This is a genomic window from Vulcanococcus sp. CPBay_Sum15L08_68 (assembly GCF_017855895.1).
Taxonomy (GTDB): Bacteria; Cyanobacteriota; Cyanobacteriia; order PCC-6307; family Cyanobiaceae; genus Vulcanococcus.
The window spans coordinates 1-21,002 of sequence record NZ_JAFMFX010000022.1 but is presented as its reverse complement, the minus strand read 5'-3'; the positions used below and the strand labels follow the sequence as shown (position 1 = coordinate 21,002).

Here is a 21,002-nt window from a genome sequence, read left to right as displayed (position 1 = left end):
ACTCATGCCAGTTGCATTGTCCAACCCTGAGTCCCCGCCTCGTTTGGCGGAACCAGATTGTTTCCACCATTGCCTTTAGCCGCATAGAGACCCACGTCTGCAGCAGCCAAGAGCTCATCGATGTTGCAGACCCGTGCCAAACGTGAATCCGCCATGCCGATCGACAATGTGAACTGGACCAGAGACCCGTCATTCAGCCGCCAGGAACGGGCTGCAACCTGACGGCGCAAGGACTCCAGAACAGCAGCCGCTTCTTGAGCGGACTCCAGCATCAGAACAGCAAATTCATCGCCTCCGAGGCGACCAATCAGATCGCCAGAGGGAATCACGTCACGAAAGAGTGTGGATAACTGACAGATCACTTCGTCCCCGGCGGGGTGACCATAGGTATCGTTAATCGATTTAAAACGATCGATATCAATCAAAGCAACAACACACAGGCAGTGATTCTGGTTGAACTGTCCAATCTGCTGGGCAGCCATCTCAAAAAAGGAACGACGATTAAAAACGCCAGACAAAGAATCGACTTGAGCCAATCCCAATAACTCTGGCAAAAGGCGGCGACGCAAAAAGAACACCAGCGCCGTTTCCGTCAGAAAGAGTGGCGTAAAACCTGCAAGAAAAACGAGCGCAATCCAACGGGACCAGCGCTGAGTCACTGGAGACAGATCAAGCTCGAGCACCAATAGCCCACGGGTCCCCAGATCAGGCCGCCCCTCAATCGCCAAGGGAGTCGGAGCAATGTGGACCAGTCGCTCACCACCGAAGGCAGGGATGAGTCCTAGAAACTGATTAACCGGTTGAACAGAATGGCAAGCGGCAGCCGCATCGGCTGGACGAAGGCACGTCAACAAATCACTCGGGATTCGTCCAAGCCTTGTCCACCAGCTGAGGCCAAAGACTGAACTGCCCAGCATCGTGTTGTCATTCGCGGCAATGACTCTTCCACCTGGACCGAGAAGAACAGCCGAGTGCAAGCCTCTAGAAGCGGCTTTGAGCTGGAGCTCTCGCTGGACTTCCTCGACGGGTTGATAACTGGTGACGCTACGAACAAGGTCGTGCTCAATGGAGCGTGCCTGGAGTTCTGCCTCTCTCATAGCGGCATGCACAACCAGAAATCCGCTAACCCCAACCAAGAGGCAAGATCCCAAAGCGGTCACAAGCAGGGACAGGAAGATCAATTCCTGATTCACCCGTTGATGCAGAAGACCCTTGGTTGAGGGAACCAGTCGCTGGACTGATCGGAGGTGACTCATTGTGCCGCTTCTACATACGTAGAAGTCACCTTCGGTATGATCGAGCCTCGCGGAATGAGCTGCAGTTTCTCTTGCAAGTCACGCACCGCTTCAATATTGCGAGCGACCCGTCCCTCAGGCTGTAGCATTTCGACCTGATCAGACAAGCTGAAATAACGCAGACCCTGTTCCGCTGCACGAAACTCATCGACGCTCAGGCGTTCCCGTTCAGCCAGTAGTGGAAGGGCTCTCTGAGGCCTTAGCCTGGCTTCAGCATGGGCTGCAGACCAAGACCTCAACAGGCTAACAACGATGTTTTGATTGAGTTTAAGAAAGTTTTTTTCAACCACCAAGACAGTCAGGATCTCCCCCGGAATGACTGCACTATTGAAGAGTGGACGTAAGGGAGAACCTCTTAGAGTGACGCTGCTAGAGGGAGTGGGCAGTACCGCTGCATCGACAGAGCCAGTGAGCAAGGCTTTTGGCATCAACCCAAGTTCCATCTTGCGCATCTTGATCTCACTGAGCGATAAACCATGAAGCTGAAGTGCCCGACCGAGGACAAACGGCCCAAAGTTGGAGCGCGAAACGGCAATCGACTTACCCTTTAGATCTCGAATTGAGAGGAGTGACGGAACAGAAATAATCTGATCAGCCTCGACTGACTCATCCAGAACCAAGATGACAACCGGGCATCGCTCAGGCACTCGAGCACAAAGCTCAACCAACTCGATAGTGGTTAATTGTGCTATCGGAAGTTCTGCCCTGAGATAAGCATGAACAATGGATTGAGGGTCTGGATACTGCCGAGGAAAGATCTCAATACCCTCGACCCGATCAAACCCCAACTCGTGAGCCAAATAAAAGTACTCATAACCAGGCCAACTCGAGACAGGGACATCAACGGAGGGGCGACGTGAAGCGCAAGATCCGACGAGCCAGACAAAGCAGGCAGCCAGCAGTAGGCCAGGAAGGGATCTCCGAGACATCCAAAGGGGCAGCCTGAGGCCAAGTTCAACCTAGTGGCCAAGCCTGAGAGAAAAGCCTTTCACTCGAAGCAGATCTCACTCAGATCTGTGACTAGGGTTGAGCTGAAGAGTTGGTCCGTAGTGCCTTCTGTCCAAAGCAGTCAGTGATCCAGAGACCATTCTTCAGCTGCTACTGAATGCCGAGTACCACCTCAAACTTGGCTCCTGGCTCCAGAAGCATGGTGGCGATGGGTCGATGCTCTGGTCGCCGCAGCTCTGTCAGATTCTTCGCTCGGAGGAAGGAGGTGGGCAGACCATGGACCAGTTACTCGCTGTCGTCGCCAAAGAAGATCGAGAGCGAGTCCGAACGGAACTCCAGCAATCGCAATTGAGCGGACAAGCCGGCCGAATCAGGCATCGACTTCGCTTGAAGGATGGCGATGAGTGCTTCGTCGATCATCGCTGCTTTACAAGCTATGACAACAAAGGACGCCCTCTCTACTCCATCGGGACCCTGCAGGAGTGCCCAGGAGTTCAAAGCACCAAAGGCGAAAGATTCGATCCAAACCAAACAGACAGACTGACCTGTCTACCCAATCGCGCAGCAACAGACATCTACATCAGTGAGCTCATCCGTGACGTCATCAGTGGAGTCAGCAAAAACACCAGGATCACAGTCACCTGCCTAGACATCGATCACTTCCAAGAGATCAATGACACGTTTGGAATCGCCAATGGAAACAGACTTTTAGTCTGGATAGCGAGACATCTTCGCGATCAGATCACCCCGGAAGACTGGCTTGCAAGGCTCGAAAGCGACAGCTTTGTCATCATTCAGACAGACGGAATCCAGAGCACTCAGGACGCCATCCAGCATGGCAAACGGTTACAGAAGGGGCTTCGATTAACTTCGAGGAGCCTAGAAAAGCTGCCATCAATACACCTCAGTGCCTGCATTGGGATCAGCACTTGGCCTGGCATCACAACAGCCGATGACGATCCGATTCAATCCGCCAGAACAGCTCTTGCCGCTGCCCAAAGACGCGGGCCAGGAAAAGTTCAGGTGTATTCAGAATCCCTCAGCGCGACGATTCGAGAGGCCCTTGACCTCGAGCAAAAGCTCTCGACTGCCATTGAAAGGAATGAACTCGAACTTCACTATCAGCTGCAGTTTGATCAGAGAGGCAGCCTCATGGGAGCAGAAGCACTGCTTCGGTGGGACCGTCACGGGGAAGCCTTTATTCCATGTAAACGATTTATCCCTGTCGCCGAGCAGAGTGGATTAATCGAAGACATTGGTAGCTGGGCCCTAAAGAATGCGGTTCAACAATTCGCCGAGTGGCAGCGCAACAACATCAACATCCCAAAACTATCAATCAACGTTTCAGCCGAACAACTCAACCCCGATGCTGAGCCGCTCGATGAGTTAATAACCGAAATCTGTCACCTGGAGGGCCTTTCCCCCAGTCACATCGAGCTGGAACTCACAGAAACTGCATTGCTCAAAAATCCCAATGACGCAGCAATGCGCCTTCAAAGGCTTCAAAAGCTAGGGGTTTGTCTTTGGGTTGATGATTTTGGCACAGGTTTTTCCAATCTGAAATCGTTGCAGAGACTGCCACTCAAGGGATTCAAGATCGACAAGAGCTTTGTGAGAGATATGGAACAAGACCCTAATGATTATTCGATTGTTCGGGCCACAACCCAACTCGCCCATGGACTCGGATTGAAATCCCTAGCCGAAGGAGTTGAGTCGATCCAACAACTCCAGCAACTCAAGCGACTGGGATGTGATGGCTTTCAGGGCTTTCTTTTGGCAAAGCCGAAGAATGCCGAAGAGATGGCCAGAGAGCTCAACGACACCCTCAGCCATGCGAAGCGACTGTGCATGGCAGACGAGCCTGAACGAGTGGAGCCAGCCAGATCAAGAACCAATCAGTCAAAGCCGTAGGCCAGCAGCTCGACCAGCTTGCGTCGATACAACGACCAGCGACCCTTTCTTCCAACGGCAGTCGTTTTAAAAAGCGCTGATAGCTTGCCCCGATGCTTGCACCCTCATCGGCCGGCTTCCGGCGCCTGCTGCCGCTGCTGAAGCCCCACCGTCCCGCGCTGATCGCGGGTGGGGCCTGCATGCTCGTCTTTGTGGTCTGCTGGCCGCTCCTGGCCTGGTTGGCCGGTCAGCTGATTCCCGCGATCGGAGCCGGTGACTTCAACCGGGTGCTGCAGGTCATCGGCCTGGCCCTGACGGTCTTCATGCTGCAGAAGATCGCACAGTTTGGTCAGGACACCCTGCTGGCGGGACCGGCTCTGCAGGTCAGCCAGGAACTGCGCCGCCGGCTGTTCGCGCGGCTCCAACGTCTGGATTTCGGAGTGCTCGAGAAGCTCTCTGCCGGCGACCTGACCTACCGCCTGACAGAAGACGCCGATCGGGTGGGCGAGGTCATCTACAAGACGATCCAGGACACCACCCCCTCGGTGCTGCAGCTGGTGGTGGTCTTCGGCTACATGGTCTGGCTGGACTGGAAGCTCTCCATCGGCACCCTGCTGCTGGCCCCCTTGGTGGCCGTGCTGGTGAGCGTCTTTGGCGCCAAGGTCATGGGCGCCGCAGAAAAGAGTCAAAAACAAGTCAGCGAATTGGCCTCCCTGCTGGGAGAAGCGATCTCCGGACTCCCCCTGGTGCGGGCCTTTGCCGCTGAGCCCTGGCTGCAGCAGCGCTTTGAAGTTGAGATCGATCTGCACCGCAAGGCCCGCTACCGCACCCAGAAGCTGCTGGCCCTGCAGTACCCCGTCGTGGGCTTCCTGGAGGCCGCGGGCATCCTGGCGGTGCTGCTCATGGGCGCCGCCCGCATCCAAAGCGGTGACCTTGATGGACAGGGCTTCAGCAGCTACGTCGCCGCCCTGCTGATGCTGATCGACCCGATCAGCCACCTGACCACCAACTTCAACGAGTTCCAACAGGGCCAGGCCTCCCTCAAGCGCCTGCGGGAGATCGAGCGGGAAGCGGTCGAGCAACCCGATCGCCCGGACGCCCAACCCCTGGGGCGCGTCGCTGGCGAGCTGCTGCTCGAGCAGGTGAGTTTTGGCTACGACCCGCAGCAGCCCGTTCTGAAGAACCTCTCGCTCCAGGTCAAACCTGGCCAGGTCGTGGCCCTGGTCGGTCCCTCGGGGGCAGGCAAGAGCACCCTCTTTTCCCTACTGCTGCGCTTCAACACCGCCCAGGGCGGTCAGGTGCTGCTGGATGGGCGCAACCTGGCGGACCTCAAGGCCGCTGAGCTGCGCACGGCCGTGGCGCTGGTGCCTCAACAGAGCGCTGTCTTCTCGGGCACGGTCGCCGAAGCGATCGCCTTTGGCCGGCCGGCCACCCGGGAGCAGATCCAAGCGGCCGCACGCCTCGCCAATGCCGACGGTTTCATCGAGGCCCTTCCCGGCGGTTACGACGCCCGCGTCGAGGAGCGGGGCAGCAACTTCTCCGGCGGCCAACTGCAACGGCTGGCCATTGCCCGGGCGGTGCTCGGCAACCCGGCGGTGCTGCTGCTGGATGAGGCCACCAGCGCCCTCGATGCCGAGGCGGAAGAAGCCGTACAGAGGGGCCTCGATCAGGCCATGCAGGGCCGCACGGTTCTGGTGATTGCCCACCGCCTCTCCACCGTGCAGGAGGCCGATTCGATCCTGGTGCTCGAGAACGGCAAGATCGTCGATCAGGGCAACCACGACCTGCTGATCAGCCGCCCTGGCCGCTACCGCGACCTCTGCGAGCGCCAGCTGATTCGCGGTGCTTAACCTGGTCCCATGACGGACCAGGGCCCCACCGCCAAGCCACTCGGTGAGATGCCCGTCTGGGAATACCGGGTCATCCACATCAATGTGGACAACAACAATCCCCCGGCGCCCCCAGACCCCAAGGTGGCCAGTGAGCGGATGGGCGGGAAGCTCAGCCCGGAGTTCATCAGCCGGGAGTTCCCCCAGCAGTACGGACCGGAGCAGCAGGCCAAGGCCAAGGCCGCCCCGAAGCACCCCGCTGAGCAACTGCAGCACTTCCTGAACCTGCTGGGGAAGGAGGGCTGGGAGCTCACCACCACCACCCAGGTCGGGCAGCTGCTGATGTTCTTTTTCAAGCGACCGCTGCGGCCCCTGCCCAAGCAAATTGCAGCGGCAGAGAGCAAGAAAGACCCGTAAGGTGACCCGGTCTACCGCCTTGTGTCGTGACCGACTCCGCCGCCCAGATCCCCCCCGTCCTGACCTTTGAGGGGAAGCGCTACGACCTCAACACCCTGCCTGAGGAGGTCAAGGAACTGGTGCGCGGCATGCAGGTGGCCGATGCCCAACTGCGCATGCACGAGGACACCCTCAAGGTCCTGGCCGTCGGCCGTCAGTCCATGGCCATGCAGCTCAACGACCGACTGCAGGGCGTCACGCCGATGGCGGACTGATCAGGCGATCGGCAGACCGCGCTCGTTGAAGATCCCCTCGAACAGGACCGAGCTGAGATAGCGCTCACCGGAGTCGGGGAGGACCACAACGATCGTCTTGCCGGCATGGGCTGGATCCTTGGCCAGGCGCAGGGCTGCCACCGCGGCGGCCCCGCAGCTGATGCCGGCCAGGATCCCCTCTTCTTTGGCGAGGCGCCGGGCCATCTCGACGGCCTCCTCATCGCTGACCTGCTCGACGGCATCGACCATGGCCAGATCCAGGTTGCCGGGAACAAAACCAGCACCGATCCCCTGAATCTTGTGGGGGCCGGGTTGCAGGGCATGGCCCCCTTTGGTCTGGCTGATCACCGGGCTGTTGATCGGCTCGACCGCCACCGTGTGCAGAGGCTTGGCCAGGGTGTTTTTGATGTAGCGGCTCACCCCGGTCAGGGTGCCGCCGGTGCCAACACCGGAGACGAAGACGTCGACGTTGCCGTCGGTATCGCTCCAGATCTCAGGGCCGGTGGTGTCGTGGTGGATCTGGGGATTCGCCGGGTTCACAAACTGCTGCAGCAGCACGTAGCGATCGGGATCGCTGGCGGCGATCTCCTTGGCCCGGTTCACGGCCCCCGTCATGCCCAGCCGGCCCTCGGTGAGCTCGAGGTGTGCCCCAAAGGCCGTCAGCAGCTTGCGCCGCTCCAGGCTCATCGTTTCGGGCATGGTCAAGGTGAGCTTGATGCCCTTGCTGGCGGCCACAAACGCCAGGGCAATCCCGGTGTTGCCGCTGGTGGGCTCAATCAGCTCCTTGCCGGGGCCCAGCAGACCATCCCGTTCGGCGGCCGCCACCATCGCCGCACCGATCCGGCACTTCACCGAATAGGCAGGATTGCGGCCCTCGATCTTGGCCAGCACGCGCGCTCCGCAGCCCTCGGTGATGCGGTTGAGCTGAACCAGTGGGGTGCGCCCGATCGTGAGGCTGTTATCGCTAAAGATCGCGGCCATGGGGCTCTGGGCTGCACACACAACAGTGGCCGCACCCTAAGAACTGGGCAGGCAAATAGGGAAAACGTTTCTAGGGTTCGGATGATTTCGTAGTCCTGCTGTGGACCCCAAAAACCAGCGCCGCATCGCCGCCGTTCTGCTGGCTCTGGCGGGTGCGACCTCGATCGCGCTGCCCTTCATTTCGGCCACGGCCCTGACCTTGAGCATCGGGGTGATCGCGGCGGTGGCTGGGGTCAGCCAACTGCTGCGCCTCGGCCAAGCCGAGGACACCAAGGGCAAGGTCTTTCGCGGGCTCTCGGGTCTCTTCTATGTCGTGGCGGGCATCTGGGTCGTGGCCTACCCGGTTGAGAGTGAAATCAGCCTGACCCTCTTTGCCGGACTGCTGCTGATCTTTGAGGGGGTGATGGAGCTGGCCTCGGCCGCCGCCAGCCAGGCCCAGGCCCGCGGCCTGGTGCTCGCCGATGGCCTGATCACGGCTCTGCTGGGGGGACTGCTCGTGGCGGAATGGCCCAGCGACAGCCTCTGGGCCGTGGGAACTCTCTTCGGGATCTCCCTGTTCTTCACTGGGTTCAGGCTGCTGACGGCTGAGTGACCCTCCCGCCCCGGTTCATCGTTGTTGGAGCGGGGCCCGCTGGATTGAGCCTGGCGCTCCAGCTCGCCGAAGGCGGAGCGCAGGTCGAGCTGATCGAAGCCAGTGAACGCTTTAGCCGGCAGTTCCGCGGCGATGCCCTGATGCCCAGTGGTCAGGAGGCCCTGGCCCGAATGGGACTGCTGCCGCTGCTGGAGCAGCTGCCGCAGCGGCCCCTGGAGGGATGGAGCGTCTGGCTCGAGCGCCAGCGCCTCTTCCAGGTGGCAGAACCCCTGGGGTCGCTGCAACCCTGCCGGCTCGTACCTCAGCAGAGCCTGCTGGAGGCACTGCTCGAGCGCGCCCTGCGCTGCCCGACGCTGCGCTGGAGGCCAGGCCAGGCTGTCCGCCGGCTCCTCCGGTGCGATGGGCGCATCAGCGGCGTCGAGCTCAGCAACGGCGAGGCGCTGCAGGCGGATCTGGTCATCGGCTGCGATGGCCGCGGTTCACTGCTGCGTCAACAGGCCGGGATTCCACTGCGCCACTCGGGCAGTCCACTGGAGTTGCTCTGGTTTGCGCTGCCTGGACCGATCCCCAGCGATTGCGTCTGGGGTTTCCAGACCCTCGTGGCCGGCGGCCGCATCGGCAGTGCCTGCCTCAACGCCTCAGGGGATCTGCAACTGGCCTGGTTGCTCGAGCCCCAGGACAGCGCAGAGTCCCTCACCCCGCAGGAGTGGGCAGAGCGGTTGGCGGCGCTGGCACCGGAGCCCCTGGCCCATCTGCTGCAGGAGCGGGGGGAGAGGCTGAGCGCCCCCGTGCGCTTCAAGGTCCAGGTGGGCATGGCGGAGCGCTGGCAGCAACCGGGATTGCTGCTGCTTGGAGATGCCGCCCACCCGATGAGTCCGGTTCGTGCCCAAGGCATCAACCTGGCGTTGCGGGACAGCCTGGTGGCGGCTGAGTTGCTGCTGGAGCGCTCCAGTGACCTCGATGGAGCAGCACAGGCCATTGAGAAACGCCGGCGGGCAGAGGTCAGCCAGATGCAGCAGCTTCAGCAGGCGGAAGCGAGGCAGGGCCATTGGCTTGGCCATCAGCGCATCCTCCGCACGGGACTGATAGGAGGACGCGCCATCACCGGGCCCTTGGCGCAACGGGTGTGGACCAACAGGCAAGGACCACTACGGGACGGTCGCTGGAACGCCTTGGCCGGGGCAAACCTTCAGCCCTAAGGATCAAGACAGGCCAGCGTCACGCGCTTTGCATAGCCAAGCCCGGGGGTTGGAGCCAGAGTGTGATCAGCCGTCAGGACATGGACGACCTGGGATGTCCGACAACCTCCAAGACGAACGTTGGATCGAGATCTGCCCCCATTACGGCGGGCCGAACTGCAACGAGCACTGTGCGGCCCGGCTTCGGGAGGTGTTCAAGCACTACGACGTCAATATCCCCACTGTTGATCAGTTCTGCCCCCTGAAAGGGGAGCCAACAACCTCACCGCCAGAGAAGCCGCGGGATCGCTTTGAAGTGATGCACGAGCAGCCGAGCGATTGATCAACCCAAGGTGGCGGGGGACCGTCGCTCCATGGGATCCAACCACTCGGCACAACGCGTCACCGGAATCATCAACAGCATCGGCAAGGCGCAAACCGCCAGCTGCGAGCCATTGAGCGGGCTTGTACCGAAGAAGGCATTCATCCAACCGGCCTGACTGAAGAGCCCTTGCAGGGCGAACGTGGCCATCACTCCCAGGGGGACGGCAGGTGCCTGGCGCAGATCCCGCAAGCGGAACGGCCAGACCTGGCGCCAATGGCTAATGGCCACGAGATAAACCAAGTGCGACAGCACCAAACCCTGCACCGCCATCGTCCGGGCCAACTGAAGATCACCGAGCTGATGCTGAGCCCAGAAGAACAGCCCGAAGATCACACACCAATTGAAGAGGGAGACCAGGATCACGCGCCGTATTAATGCCGGGTTCAAGAGGGGCTCTTCCGGCTGTCGCGGCGCCTGGCTCATCAACGCCGGGCTCAGCGGTTCAAAGGCCAGGGCGATGGACATGGTCAGTGAACAAATCATGTTCAGCCAAAGCACCTGCAATGCACTGACGGGCAAGGGGGTCCCCAGCAGACCCGCCATCAGGATCGTCATGGAGGCGCCGCCATTCACCGGAAGGACAAAGGCCAGGGTCTTCCTCAAGTTGAGGTAGACCCCGCGACCTTCTTCCACGGCCGCCTCGATCGTGGCGAAGTTGTCATCGGTCAGCAGCATGTCGGCGGCCTGACGGGCCACCTCCGTCCCACTGCGTCCCATGGCGATGCCGATGTCCGCTTGCTTCAGAGCGGGCGCATCGTTGACGCCATCGCCGGTCATGGCCACCACTTCGCCGTTGGCCTGCAGTGCCTCAACCAGCTGAAGTTTCTGGGCTGGGGCAACACGGGCAAAGACATCGACGGAATCCACCACCTCCGCCAGGGCGTCGGAGCTCAGGGCTGCCAAGGCCGATCCATCCATGGCCTGAACCTCTCCAGGGGAGCCAATTCCCATCAACCGAGCAATGGCGATGGCCGTTTGAATGTGATCGCCGGTGATCAATTTCACCTTGACCCCAGCGGCCCTGCAGGCGGCAACCGCTTGGATCGCCTCCGGTCGCGGCGGGTCCTGCATTCCTTGGAGCCCAAGAAAGGTGAAATCGCCGTTGAGGTGGTGATGCTCAAGCCGCTGCTGCTGCGCACCAAGACCAATGGCAAACGCCAAGACCCGCTCGCCTTGGCCCGCCATGGCGGAGACCGCCGCCTGAATCGCCTCGGCATTCAGCACGCAACGCTGCCCCTGCGCGTCCAACGCATGACTGCAGCGCTGCAGAACAGCCTCCACGGATCCCTTCAGCAAGATGCGCTCACTGCCGTGCAGGGTCGCCATGTATTGCCGTTCGGACTCGAACGGAATCACATCGCGCCGCGGGTGCTGGTCATGGGCTGAGCGATGGTTCATCCCAACGGAATGTGCGGCCGCCAGCAGAGCCGTTTCGGTGGGATCGCCTACCCATTGGTCATCGCTACCGGCCTGTGCGTCGTTGCACAACAAGCCGGCCAGCAGGGTCTCCTGAAGAGCGAGATTGACTCCCTTGCCCGCATCGTCCATGGGCCAGAGGTCCCGCAGTGGCTGGAGAATGCCGGCGGCATAGACATGCTCGACCGTCATCCGGTTCTGGGTGAGCGTCCCTGTCTTGTCTGAGCAGATCACGGTTGTACTGCCGAGCGTCTCCACGGCAGGCAACTTGCGGATGATCGCGCGGCGTCTGGCCATCCGATGGACGCCAATGGCCAGGATGATCGTGACAATCGCCGGGAGTTCCTCTGGGATGGCACCCACGGCGAGGGCCACGGCGCCATCGAACATCTCAGCCCAATCTCGTCCCTTCGCCAGACCCACGACAAAGGTGAAGATCGCGAGCAGAACGATCAGTCGCAGCAGCGTGCGACTGAAGCCCACCAACTTGCGAGTTAAGGGAGTGGAGAGGCTGACCGCCTGATTCAGGGCCACCGAGATCTGCCCCACCTCCGTGGCATCGCCAGTGGTCACCACAACGCCTGTGCCCTGCCCTGCGGTGACAAAACTCCCGGCGTAGGCCATGCAACTGCGCTCAGCGAGGGGAGCCTCTAGCTGCAACGCTCCGGTGGATTTCTCGACGGGCACTGACTCCCCAGTCAGGGCAGATTCATCGGTGCGCAAGGAGCGGACCTGCAGCAGCCGCAGATCCGCTGGAACCTTGCAGCCAGCCTCGAGCTGCACGACATCACCAGGCACCAACGCCTCGGAATCCAGCTGCAGGGCAGCGCCATCTCGGAGCACCAAGACATCGGTGCGGACGCTGTCGGCTAAAGCCGCAATCGCGCTCTCGGCTTTGCCTTCCTGAACGGTGCCGATCACCGCATTGATCACGGTGACGCTGATGATCACCAAGGCATCCTGCGGATCACCCATCGCGAGCTTGACGGCCCCGACGATCAGCAGGGTGATCAGTAGGGGATTGTCGAACTGCTGAAGGAACCGAAGCCACAACGGCTTCAGCGGTTCTGGGCTCAGGCGATTCGTTCCGACTTGATGGACGCGCCGTTGCACTTCCGCAGGGGAGAGCCCCCGTTTCGCGTCGGTCTCGAGTGCAGCAACAACCTCACCCCCGCTTGAGACGTAAGCAGGGGTGAGGAGCGGCTGCATCGCAGGGGCATCGAGCTAGCCCTAGCGATAGCTCAAATCAGCGGACGAAGAGCATCTCCTGGTAGGTGGGCAGCGGCCAGGCGGTGTCATCCACCAGACCCTCCAGGGCATCGGCGGCCTCCCGCAGTTCACCCATGCGGACCATCAGCTGGTCGGCACAGTGACGCATGTGGGCCTCGGCGCCGTGGGGCGCATTGCCCAGGGCGGTCTCCAGGGCGGCGGCACGGTCCAGCAGCTGCTGATTCAGGCCAGCGATTTGCTGAGCGAGCGCCTTGGAGGGATTCAGGCCGATGGCCTCCTGCTCCTGCAGCGATCCAGCCAGCTCGCCGAGGTAGGCGCTGACGGCGGGGTAGAGCTGGGTGCGGGCGATCCGCACGGCCAGGCGGGCCTCCACCTCAATCGCCAGGCAGTACTGCTCGGAGTAGACCTCGTAGCGGCTCTCCAGCTCAACGGGGCTGAGCACGTTGTGGCGGGAGAAGAGGTCGCGAATGGCGGGACGCTGCAGCACCGGCAGGGCATCAGCGGTGGTGCGCAGGTTCTCCAGACCACGCTCCTTGACGGCCAGCTCATGCCACTCGCTGGAGTAGCCGTCGCCGCCAAAGATCACGTTGCCGTTCTCCTGGGTGATCTGCTGCAGCACAGCCATGCTGGCCTTCTCGACGCTCTCGCCCTTGGCCGTGCGGGCCTCCAGCTGATCGGCAATCCAGGCCAGGGAATCGGCCAGCACCGTGTTGAGGACCACCAAGGGACCAGCCACGGACTGGCCGGAGCCCACGGCGCGGAACTCGAAGCGGTTGCCGGTGAAGGCGAAGGGTGAGGTGCGGTTACGGTCGCCGGCGTCCTTGGGGAACTCCGGCAGGCTGTCGATGCCCAGGCGCATCATTCCGCCGGTGGCCGAGCTCTTGAGCTGGCCGCCCTTGATCTGGTTGAAGACGTCCTCGAGCTGGCTGCCGAGGTAGACGGAGATGATCGCCGGAGGTGCTTCGTTGGCGCCCAGGCGGTGGTCATTGCTGGCGGTTGCAATCGCCGCACGCATCAGCGGGCCGTACTGGTGCACGCCGCGGATCACAGCCCCGCAGAACAGCAGGAACTGCATGTTCTCGTGGGGGGTGCTGCCGGGATCCAGCAGGTTGCCCTGGGTGCTGTTGCCGATCGACCAGTTGACGTGCTTGCCGCTGCCGTTGACGCCGGCGAAGGGCTTCTCGTGCAGCAGGCAAGTGAAGCCGTGCTTCTTCGCCGTGCTCTTGAGCACGGTCATGATCAGCTGCTGGTGATCGGTGGCCACGTTGGCCGCCTCGTGCACCGGAGCGATCTCGAACTGGCCCGGAGCCACCTCGTTGTGGCGGGTCTTGGCGGGAACACCCAGGCGGTAGAGCTGGTCCTCCACGTCCTGCATGAACACCTGAACCCGCTCGGGGATGGCGCCGAAGTAGTGGTCATCGAACTGCTGACCCTTGGCCGGGGGAGCACCAAAGAGGCTGCGGCCCGAGAGCTGCAGGTCCGGGCGGAGCGCCATCAGGGCGTTATCCACCAGGAAGTACTCCTGCTCGGCGCCGCAGCTGGAGTTGATCGGGGCGATCTCGGTCTCGCCCAGCAGTTGCAGCACCCGCTTGGCCTGGCGGTTGACCGCGGCATTGGAGCGCAGCAGCGGCGTCTTCTTGTCGAGGGCCTCACCGGTCCAGGAGACGAAGACCGTGGGGATGCAGAGGGTGACGCCGTTGGGCGTGCGCATCAGCCAGGCGGGGCTGGTGGCATCCCAGGCGGTGTAGCCGCGGGCCTCGAAGGTGGAGCGCAGGCCACCGTTGGGGAAGGAGGAACCGTCGGGCTCGCCCTGCACCAGCAATTTGCCGGTGAAAGCGGTGATGGCACGGCCATCACTCTTGGGGGTGATGAAGCCGTCGTGCTTCTCCGCGGTCAGGTTGGTGAGCGGATAGAAGACGTGGGAGTAGTAGAGGGCGCCGCGGCTGGTCGCCCAGTCCTTCATGGCATTCGCCACGGAGTCGGCGATGGACGGGTCGATCGCACCACCTTCACGGATGGTTTTCTGAAGCGACTTGAACACCTGGCGAGGCAGGGCCTCCTTCATCCGAGCCAGGGTGAAGACGTCATCGGCCCAGATCTCGTGCAGGGCCGAAGGCTTAGTCACCGCAGCGGGCTTGCGCCGCTGAATGGTCTGCAGGGCAGCAAAACGCTCAGCGCTTGGCATGGCCACTTCGGTATCAAAGTGACACCATCATCGGGGACAGGTGGTCCGCTAGCGCAGGGTGCGCCAGTCGCCACTGGGGGTCCGGCGCTCCAGGCCGATGAACTGGGTGATCAGTTGATCCTGCAGTTCTGAGGGGATCGCAGGATCGATCAGCCCTTGATGGACCAGCCAGGTCAGGGCCGCGCTTTGGGCGAGCTCAAGGCTCTCAAAGCAGTCATCGAGGACTGGATGGGGTTCGCCGCCACGGTCCGTCAAGCGGAATTCCACGGGGAAGGAATGGAGGAGTGTCATCAGCCCAAGCCTGGCGGCAACGGCGCAGCCGTGCAGCAGCGCAGGACACAGCTTCTGGTAGTCCGCTAGCTCAGCTCAAACAGCAGCAGATCCACCCCATCGGCTCCAGCCTGAACAGAAGCCGGAGCCTCGCCGGCAGCCAGTCCCAGGCCATCACCCCGGGCCAAGGACTGAGGCAGGGCCAATCCACCCGTGATGATCTGCAGCCAACTGGCGCAGCGCTCGGAGGCCGGCCAGGCCAGCTCGGTCCCCGCTGGGACCTGGGCGCGCCAGAGCCGCACGGACCGATGAATCGCCATAGCCCCGTCAGCGGCCTGGGGGTCGATCAGGGGCGTCCAGCCCTCGGCCAAAGCGAAGGGCTTCTGTTCGTAGTCAGGGGGGATCCCCGCTGAGGCGGGTTCAATCCAGATCTGCAGCAGGCGGCAGGGGGCCTGGCCGCCATTGACCTCGCTGTGGACCACACCGGTGCCAGCGCTCATCCGCTGCACCTCCCCGGCCCGCAGCACCTCGGCATGGCCCATGGAGTCGCGGTGGTGCAGCTCCCCCTCGACCATCACCGTGATGATCTCCATGTCCCGGTGCGGGTGCATGCCAAAGCCCTTGCCGGCGGCAATGACGTCGTCATTGATGACCCGCAGCGGACCGAAGCCCATCCAGGCCGGGTCGTAGTGACTGGAGAAGGAGAAGCTGTGCCAGCTGTCGAGCCAATCGAGCTGGCTATGGAAACGCTCAGCTGCGGGACGCAACAGCGGGGGCATTACTCGGGGGCTTGAAGCCGCTGCAGTCTGGCGAGCAGGTCCGCGATGCTGTCGTCCTTGGCCGGGTGGCTGCCGTTGCTCACCAACTGACGACCCACGACATGGGCGCCCAAGTGCGCCAATTGCAGCCGCAGAGCGGTCATCACCGTGTAGCCACCGCCGCCCGAGTGGGTCGCGATCACAACGGGCCGGCCATTGAAGAGGGCCCGGAAGTCGCTGCCCTGCACCGACAGCCAGGCGATGGCGCTGGTCAGCACCGGCGGGATCGAGCCGTTGTATTCCGGAGCACAGATCACCCAGCGGGGCGTGTCCATCAGCTTCTGCTGCAGCCCGGCGAGAGCGGCCGGGGGGCCCTGCTCCTGGGCGCGGGGCGTGAAGAGCGGCAGGTCAAGGGCGGTGAGATCCAGCACCTCAGCGCTGCAGCCTTGGCTCTGGGCAGCCGCCGCAAAGCGCTCGGCCAGCTTGAGGTTTTCGCCATTGCTGGCGCTCAGGACGAGAACGTCAGCCACTACTTCACGCCAGGGATGAAGCGGCGCTCGTGGTCACCGCCTTTGAGCATCCGGTTCCAATAGACCCAGGGCAGCACCACGCTCTTCATGATCCACATGCTCCAGCGCTCCTTGGTGGGATCCAGGGGGAAGGAGGGGGTGGGCTGCTGCTCGTAGTTGAACTCGGCCATGATCGTCTTGCCGTAGCCGGTGATCAGCGGGCAGCAGCTGTAGCCGTCGTAGGACCCCTGACCCTGGCCGCCCTCAAGCTGAGCCAGCAGGTTGGTCACCAGGACCGGGGCCTGACCGCGCACCGCGGCGGCGGTCTTGGAGTTGGGCATGCCGCCCACATCACCGATGGCAAAGACGTTGGGGAAGCGCACGTGCTGGAGGTTGTGCTTGCCCACCTCGACAAAGCCACTAGCGGCAGCCAGGGGGCTCTGGGCCACGACGTCCGGAGCCGCCATCGGCGGGGTGACATGCAGAAGCTCGTAGTTGATGACCTCCTCGCGGGGCTCCTCGCCCTCTTTGCTGACCTTGAAGACCGCCTCTTTGCTCGCCGGCCTGACCTCGATCAGGGTGTGGGAGTAGCGGGCATCGATGCCCTTGCGGGCCACCACCTCCCGCAGGGGCGCGGCATAGGTGGGGACGCCAAAGATTCCAGGGGTGGCCGTGGCGTAGATGACCTTGCTCTTGGCCGCGATCGCGGGATCGCGCTTGATCGCGTCATCGGCCAGGTAGGCGATCTTTTGCGGCGCACCGGGGCACTTGATCGGCATGGGCGCGCAGGTGAAGACCGCGTTGCCGCCCTTGAAGTTCTGGATGCACTCCCAGGTGTAAGCAGCGAAATCCTTGGAGTAGTTGCTACAGACCCCGCCTTTGCCCAGGGCCTCAGGCAAGCCCTTGATGGCCTCCCAGTTGAGCTTCATCCCGGTGGCCACCACCAGGGCGTCGTAGGTCAGGGTTTGACCAGCGCTGGTGCTGACGCTGTTGCTCTCGGGGGTGAAGCCCGCAGCGGACTCACGGATCCAGGTGACACCCGCGGGAATCAGGCTGGCCTCGTTGCGGCGGGTCTGCTCCAGGCTGAAGACCCCGCCACCGACCAGGGTCCAACCCGGTTGGTAGTAGTGGTCGCTCGAGGGCTCAAGGATCGCGATGTCCAAGGCCGGACGGGCCTTCTTCAGGCGAGCCGCCACCGTGATTCCAGCGGCGCCGCCGCCCACGATCAATACCTGGTGATGGCCCATGGCCGCTGAATCAAGACGCGCTTACCCCAGATCTAACCAGAAGGGGGCCAACCCGGCAGCCCCGCCGCAGGATTCCAGACGGCAATGGACAAATAAAGAAGGACTCGGCCGCAATGAGACCTAAGCAGAAATACTCAAAACCTATCCCGTACTCATAACGACTACGACTTAGCGCCTATGCTGGCCGCAGTTGATGCGAGTCGATGAACACCAGCAATCCCGGCACCCTCCAGAACCTCGAGGCGGCTTTTGGCGGCGAGAGCATGGCCAACCGCAAGTACTTGTTTTTCGCCGATCTGGCCAAGCAACTCGGCCATGGCGAACTGGCGCGGCTGTTCCGGGAGACCGCCCAGCAGGAAACCGAGCACGCCTTTGCCCACTTCCGCCTGCTGCACCCCGAATTAGTAGTGGAGAACCCTGAGGCCTTGAGCCAGGACGCCAAGGACGCACTGCTGGCGCGCTGCCTCGAGCTGGCCATTGAAGGGGAGACCTACGAGTTCGAGGTGATGTACCCCGAGTTCGCCGCCCAGGCGCAGCGGGACCGCGACCAGGGAGCCGTGGCGGAATTCAACGAGCAGATCGATGAATCCAAGGAGCACGCCGGCGTGTTCCGAACCGCCGCCCGCAACTTCGGACTGCTGGCGCCCGTGGAGCAGCACCACGCCGGCCGCTACAGCCAGGCTCTGCAGTCCCTCACCGGCGCCGGCAGTGGAGACAACAGGGCAACGCCCACCGCAGGGCGCTGGATCTGCAAGGTCTGCGGTGTGATCTACGACCCCGCCCAAGGGGACCCCGATTCAGGCATCGCCGCCGGCACACCCTTTGAGTCGATTCCCGAGGACTGGAGCTGCCCCATCTGCGGGACCCGCAAGGGGAACTTTGTGCCTTACCAGGGCTAGGGCTAGTCGTTAATCGGATGGCCCCATGGACATCGCGCGGTTCAAGACCAAGGTTTTGATGATCGCGCGATCCCGCTCCACATACATTTCTTCCCAATGGGAAGGCTTCGACTTGCCAACCAAGACCTGAACATCGTCCTCGATCTCTGCAAAGAGCTCATCCACAAACGCATCGGGATGGGACCCAAAGGTTTTGTAGTCAGCGAGAGCTTTATCGAGACGCTTAATCAGGCGAGTCGTACGCGACATGGGCCAATCCGAACCAGATCAAGATTAATCAGCCACTAGGTATCGATCAACACACATCGTGCGGATCATGGCTAGCGGGGCGCAATGAGCGGGGAGCCCAGCTGATCACAACGAATCAAGGCTGATTGCCCTGTGTCCAAGTTCTCTAACCGCTGCAGCTCACTGCCTGTTTCCGTGGCCCAAAGACAGGCTTCTCGGGCTGCCGTCTCGAGATCATCGAACGCAAGCTCCATCAGGACTGGCGCTCCGTCGCATTCAACGCGATATACAGGCAAAAGAAGGCCGCAACCTGGAGATACGCTGACCCCAAACCAGAGGCCATCGCCTTAATCGATTGTTAATCACTGGTAAGGGCAAAGGGATGACAAGAAGCCACCCATTCGCGCAATGGATGGCTGAGCTTGCCACCGCAGTCCTCTCTGCAAACCAGCGGTAATCGAATTCTTACCAGATGGTTCTATCTGTGTTGTGCCAAGCATCACTGTTGCTTGGGTTAAAGAACACAGAAAGCCGTGCTTGCTTCGGCACCCAGCAATCCAAAGAATTGCTCAGTAGGCACTAGATCGATGTCTGATCGAAAGCTGGCCGTCCTGTCGATCGCCATGGCAATCCTGGTGGCACAGGGCCTAACGCGGGCGGGAGTGCCAGTTGGCCCTGCGTTGTCAGGGCAATCGGGACTGGCGATCTCTGCGTCCAAATAATTTTTTGTGCAGATGGTTTGGTATGTCCTGGGACTGGGGTTCTGTCTGCGGCTTCTGCTGGCTGCACTGATCCCACCGGGATACGACGAGGCCTATTACGTCTTCTACGGCAGACAGCTTGATCTCAGCTACTTCGACCATCCGGTTGCCGTTGGGATCTGGTCCTGGGCTGGACAGCAATTAGGTAGCAACACCCTGGCCCTGAGGCTGCCGTCGCTCCTGAGCTACACAGCGGCCTTGGCACTTCTGGCCGATGCAACGAAGCGCTGGTATGGCAAGGCGGCTCAGCTCTGGTTGGCACTGCTTGGAAGCAGCTGCCCGCTGTTGTTCATCTGCGGAGGCATTCTCCTCCTTCCAGACAGCCCGCTGCTGCTGGGGCTGGCCTTGTTGCTCTGGTGGCTCTCCCGTCACCCGCAACTGACACCGTCGTCGGCCCGTGAGGCGCTTGAGCTTGGCGCGATTGCCGCTGCGATCACACTCTCGAAATATCACGCCTTCATCGTTCTTGCCTCCCTGCTCGTTGCCTCATTGAGCACCCCAAGGTCGAGGCAGCGATGGAGCCAACCCTGGCCTTACCTCAGTCTTCTGTTTTGGGCCGCTCTGGCCGCTCCCCTCTGGCTTTGGAATATCCAGCACGACTGGATTTCATTCGCCTTTCAATCAGGCAGAACCGGAGCGAGCAATAGTTTCGCGCTCGGCAATTCAGCCCTGTTCCTCCTGACACAACTCGGGCTGCTGTTCCCCACCGTTGGGCTCACCCTGCTGTCGGTGCTCTGGCCGAGCCATCGGGGCGCGTGGAACGTCAATCCGGCGACCCCGCTCCTGCGGATGCTCTCCATCCCGCAGTTGTTGGTCTTCGCCGTTCTGGCAGGACGCATGCAGGTGATGGCCAGTTGGCTGGTCCCGGCCTGGTGGATCGCTCTACCGCTGGCCTCCGCCTGGATCGCATCCAAGGGGTGGAATTCACGCCGGGTGCGCGGCGGCGTTCTTCTGACTGGCTGCACCCTTCCGCCTCTGCTGCTGGTGGCCGGGCTGCAGATGCGATGGGGAATCCTTCAGAGCTGGATTCCAACCAGAGAAGACCCGTCCGCCCAGCTGATGCAGCCTGCCGAGGTGCGCAAGGCCTTGCGCGCCAACCCCGAGATCTGGACCGCCATTCAGCAGGCGGATGTCATCGCCTCCCACCGCTATGAGATCCCAGGATTTCTGGCGCTGGCGCTTGGCGAGGAGAGATCGAGGCGCTTCACGACCTTGAGCAACGACCCACGCGGCTTTGCCTACTGGCCCTCACTCAACCCAGGCAAGACAACCCAGGGGGTGTTGATTGCCCCGGTCGAACCGGGATCGCCTCTCACAAAACGTGACTTCCCGAAGCCAGTTGATCAGATCCAATCACTCGGGATCGTCACGGTTCAACGCGCCGGCCAGGACGCCCTTGACCTTGAAGTCGTCAGCTTTGAAGCGGGCCCGGGTGATTACCCGTGGCCCTACCGGCGCTAGAGGTCAGAAATGCCAGCTACTCGCCAGCACCGTTGATTTCGACGACCCAACTGCCGAGGTAGCCCGAGATTGGAACAGCACCTGGAGCCTGTCCGAGGGCGTTGAACTGATACATCCCCGCGCTGGGGTTGAAGATCTGCATGTAGACGCCGATCGTGGTGCCGGTTGGGACAGGCCGATCCGGGAAGATCTCGATCGCAGTGCCATCGGGTGCGACCTCCACCGTCGCCGGGATGGTCTCCAGACAGCGGGTCTTCGAGGCAATGCCT

20 protein-coding genes are annotated in these 21,002 nt (G+C 61.9%); 9 read left to right on the top strand and 11 right to left on the bottom strand.

Features of this window, described 5'->3' with window-relative positions; all coding sequences use genetic code 11:
- Positions 1-2 precede the first annotated feature (2 nt).
- On the bottom strand, positions 3-1,193 hold the full coding sequence (locus QZ189_RS05550; RefSeq protein ID WP_296421211.1) for a GGDEF domain-containing protein: 1,191 nt from the start codon (positions 1,191-1,193) through the stop codon (positions 3-5).
- A 59-nt stretch (positions 1,194-1,252) separates the two neighbouring features.
- The gene (locus QZ189_RS05545; RefSeq protein ID WP_296421209.1) at positions 1,253-2,095 is read right to left on the bottom strand and encodes an ABC transporter substrate-binding protein; all 843 of its coding nucleotides are present in this window, start codon (positions 2,093-2,095) and stop codon (positions 1,253-1,255) included.
- Between the two features lie 364 nt (positions 2,096-2,459).
- Here QZ189_RS05545 and QZ189_RS05540 point away from each other — a divergent pair, with 364 nt between their 5' ends.
- From QZ189_RS05540 to QZ189_RS05525, 4 genes are all read left to right on the top strand, one after another.
- A complete protein-coding gene (locus QZ189_RS05540) occupies positions 2,460-4,154 on the top strand; it encodes a GGDEF and EAL domain-containing protein (protein ID WP_296421207.1) in 1,695 nt (564 codons plus the stop codon).
- Between the two features lie 92 nt (positions 4,155-4,246).
- Positions 4,247-5,983 (top strand): ABC transporter ATP-binding protein, encoded by a 1,737-nt coding sequence (locus QZ189_RS05535; protein WP_247478846.1) that lies wholly within the window; start codon positions 4,247-4,249, stop codon positions 5,981-5,983.
- Positions 5,984-5,992: 9 nt separating this feature from the next.
- Positions 5,993-6,379, top strand: a complete 387-nt coding sequence (locus QZ189_RS05530) for a hypothetical protein (protein WP_247478847.1) — start codon at positions 5,993-5,995, stop codon at positions 6,377-6,379.
- A 26-nt stretch (positions 6,380-6,405) separates the two neighbouring features.
- Positions 6,406-6,633, top strand: a complete 228-nt coding sequence (locus QZ189_RS05525; protein WP_010317799.1) for a DUF6447 family protein — start codon at positions 6,406-6,408, stop codon at positions 6,631-6,633.
- On the opposite strand, the gene cysK is transcribed toward QZ189_RS05525, so the two are convergent.
- Positions 6,634-7,614, bottom strand: a complete 981-nt coding sequence (gene cysK, locus QZ189_RS05520) for a cysteine synthase A (RefSeq protein ID WP_010317798.1) — start codon at positions 7,612-7,614, stop codon at positions 6,634-6,636. It abuts the gene before it with no gap.
- Positions 7,615-7,714: 100 nt separating this feature from the next.
- Here cysK and QZ189_RS05515 point away from each other — a divergent pair, with 100 nt between their 5' ends.
- The 3 genes from QZ189_RS05515 (at position 7,715) to QZ189_RS05505 (ending at position 9,727) form a co-directional block, all read left to right on the top strand.
- Positions 7,715-8,206: a DUF308 domain-containing protein gene (locus QZ189_RS05515; RefSeq protein ID WP_296418282.1), complete on the top strand. Its 492-nt coding sequence runs from the start codon at positions 7,715-7,717 to the stop codon at positions 8,204-8,206.
- Complete coding sequence (locus QZ189_RS05510) at positions 8,203-9,405, top strand: FAD-dependent monooxygenase (RefSeq protein WP_296421205.1); 1,203 nt, start codon at positions 8,203-8,205, stop codon at positions 9,403-9,405. The genes QZ189_RS05515 and QZ189_RS05510 overlap by 4 nt, the downstream gene beginning before the upstream one ends.
- A gap of 94 nt (positions 9,406-9,499) precedes the next feature.
- Positions 9,500-9,727, top strand: coding sequence for a hypothetical protein (locus QZ189_RS05505; RefSeq protein ID WP_010317795.1), 228 nt, complete (start codon positions 9,500-9,502; stop codon positions 9,725-9,727).
- Here the strand turns inward: QZ189_RS05505 and QZ189_RS05500 are convergent, their stop codons facing one another.
- The 6 genes from QZ189_RS05500 to QZ189_RS05475 all read right to left on the bottom strand — a co-directional run bounded on the left by QZ189_RS05500 (position 9,728) and on the right by QZ189_RS05475 (position 17,384).
- Positions 9,728-12,394 carry an HAD-IC family P-type ATPase gene (locus QZ189_RS05500; protein ID WP_296421203.1) on the bottom strand — a complete coding sequence of 889 codons (2,667 nt, stop codon included), beginning with the start codon at positions 12,392-12,394 and terminating at the stop codon, positions 9,728-9,730.
- A gap of 37 nt (positions 12,395-12,431) precedes the next feature.
- Positions 12,432-14,600, bottom strand: coding sequence for a glutamine synthetase III (locus tag QZ189_RS05495; RefSeq protein WP_296421201.1), 2,169 nt, complete (start codon positions 14,598-14,600; stop codon positions 12,432-12,434).
- Positions 14,601-14,648: 48 nt separating this feature from the next.
- The gene (locus tag QZ189_RS05490) at positions 14,649-14,891 is read right to left on the bottom strand and encodes a hypothetical protein (protein WP_247478852.1); all 243 of its coding nucleotides are present in this window, start codon (positions 14,889-14,891) and stop codon (positions 14,649-14,651) included.
- A gap of 65 nt (positions 14,892-14,956) precedes the next feature.
- Positions 14,957-15,649 (bottom strand): pirin family protein, encoded by a 693-nt coding sequence (locus QZ189_RS05485; protein ID WP_296421200.1) that lies wholly within the window; start codon positions 15,647-15,649, stop codon positions 14,957-14,959.
- A complete protein-coding gene (locus QZ189_RS05480; RefSeq protein ID WP_296421199.1) occupies positions 15,649-16,158 on the bottom strand; it encodes an NAD(P)H-dependent oxidoreductase in 510 nt (169 codons plus the stop codon). The genes QZ189_RS05485 and QZ189_RS05480 overlap by 1 nt, the downstream gene beginning before the upstream one ends.
- Entirely contained in the window at positions 16,158-17,384 is a 1,227-nt protein-coding gene (locus QZ189_RS05475) for an FAD/NAD(P)-binding oxidoreductase (protein ID WP_296416404.1), read from the bottom strand. Before QZ189_RS05475 ends, QZ189_RS05480 begins: the two co-directional genes overlap by 1 nt.
- A gap of 203 nt (positions 17,385-17,587) precedes the next feature.
- Here QZ189_RS05475 and QZ189_RS05470 point away from each other — a divergent pair, with 203 nt between their 5' ends.
- Positions 17,588-18,283, top strand: coding sequence for a rubrerythrin family protein (locus QZ189_RS05470; protein WP_296421198.1), 696 nt, complete (start codon positions 17,588-17,590; stop codon positions 18,281-18,283).
- Positions 18,284-18,292: 9 nt separating this feature from the next.
- On the opposite strand, the gene QZ189_RS05465 is transcribed toward QZ189_RS05470, so the two are convergent.
- Positions 18,293-18,532: a hypothetical protein gene (locus tag QZ189_RS05465; protein WP_296421197.1), complete on the bottom strand. Its 240-nt coding sequence runs from the start codon at positions 18,530-18,532 to the stop codon at positions 18,293-18,295.
- A 713-nt stretch (positions 18,533-19,245) separates the two neighbouring features.
- Here QZ189_RS05465 and QZ189_RS05460 point away from each other — a divergent pair.
- Positions 19,246-20,733, top strand: coding sequence for a glycosyltransferase family 39 protein (locus QZ189_RS05460; protein ID WP_296421195.1), 1,488 nt, complete (start codon positions 19,246-19,248; stop codon positions 20,731-20,733).
- Positions 20,734-20,749: 16 nt separating this feature from the next.
- Here QZ189_RS05460 and QZ189_RS05455 read toward each other — a convergent pair.
- On the bottom strand, positions 20,750-21,002 hold a 253-nt coding region (locus tag QZ189_RS05455; RefSeq protein WP_296421193.1), incomplete at its 5' end, for a DUF2808 domain-containing protein.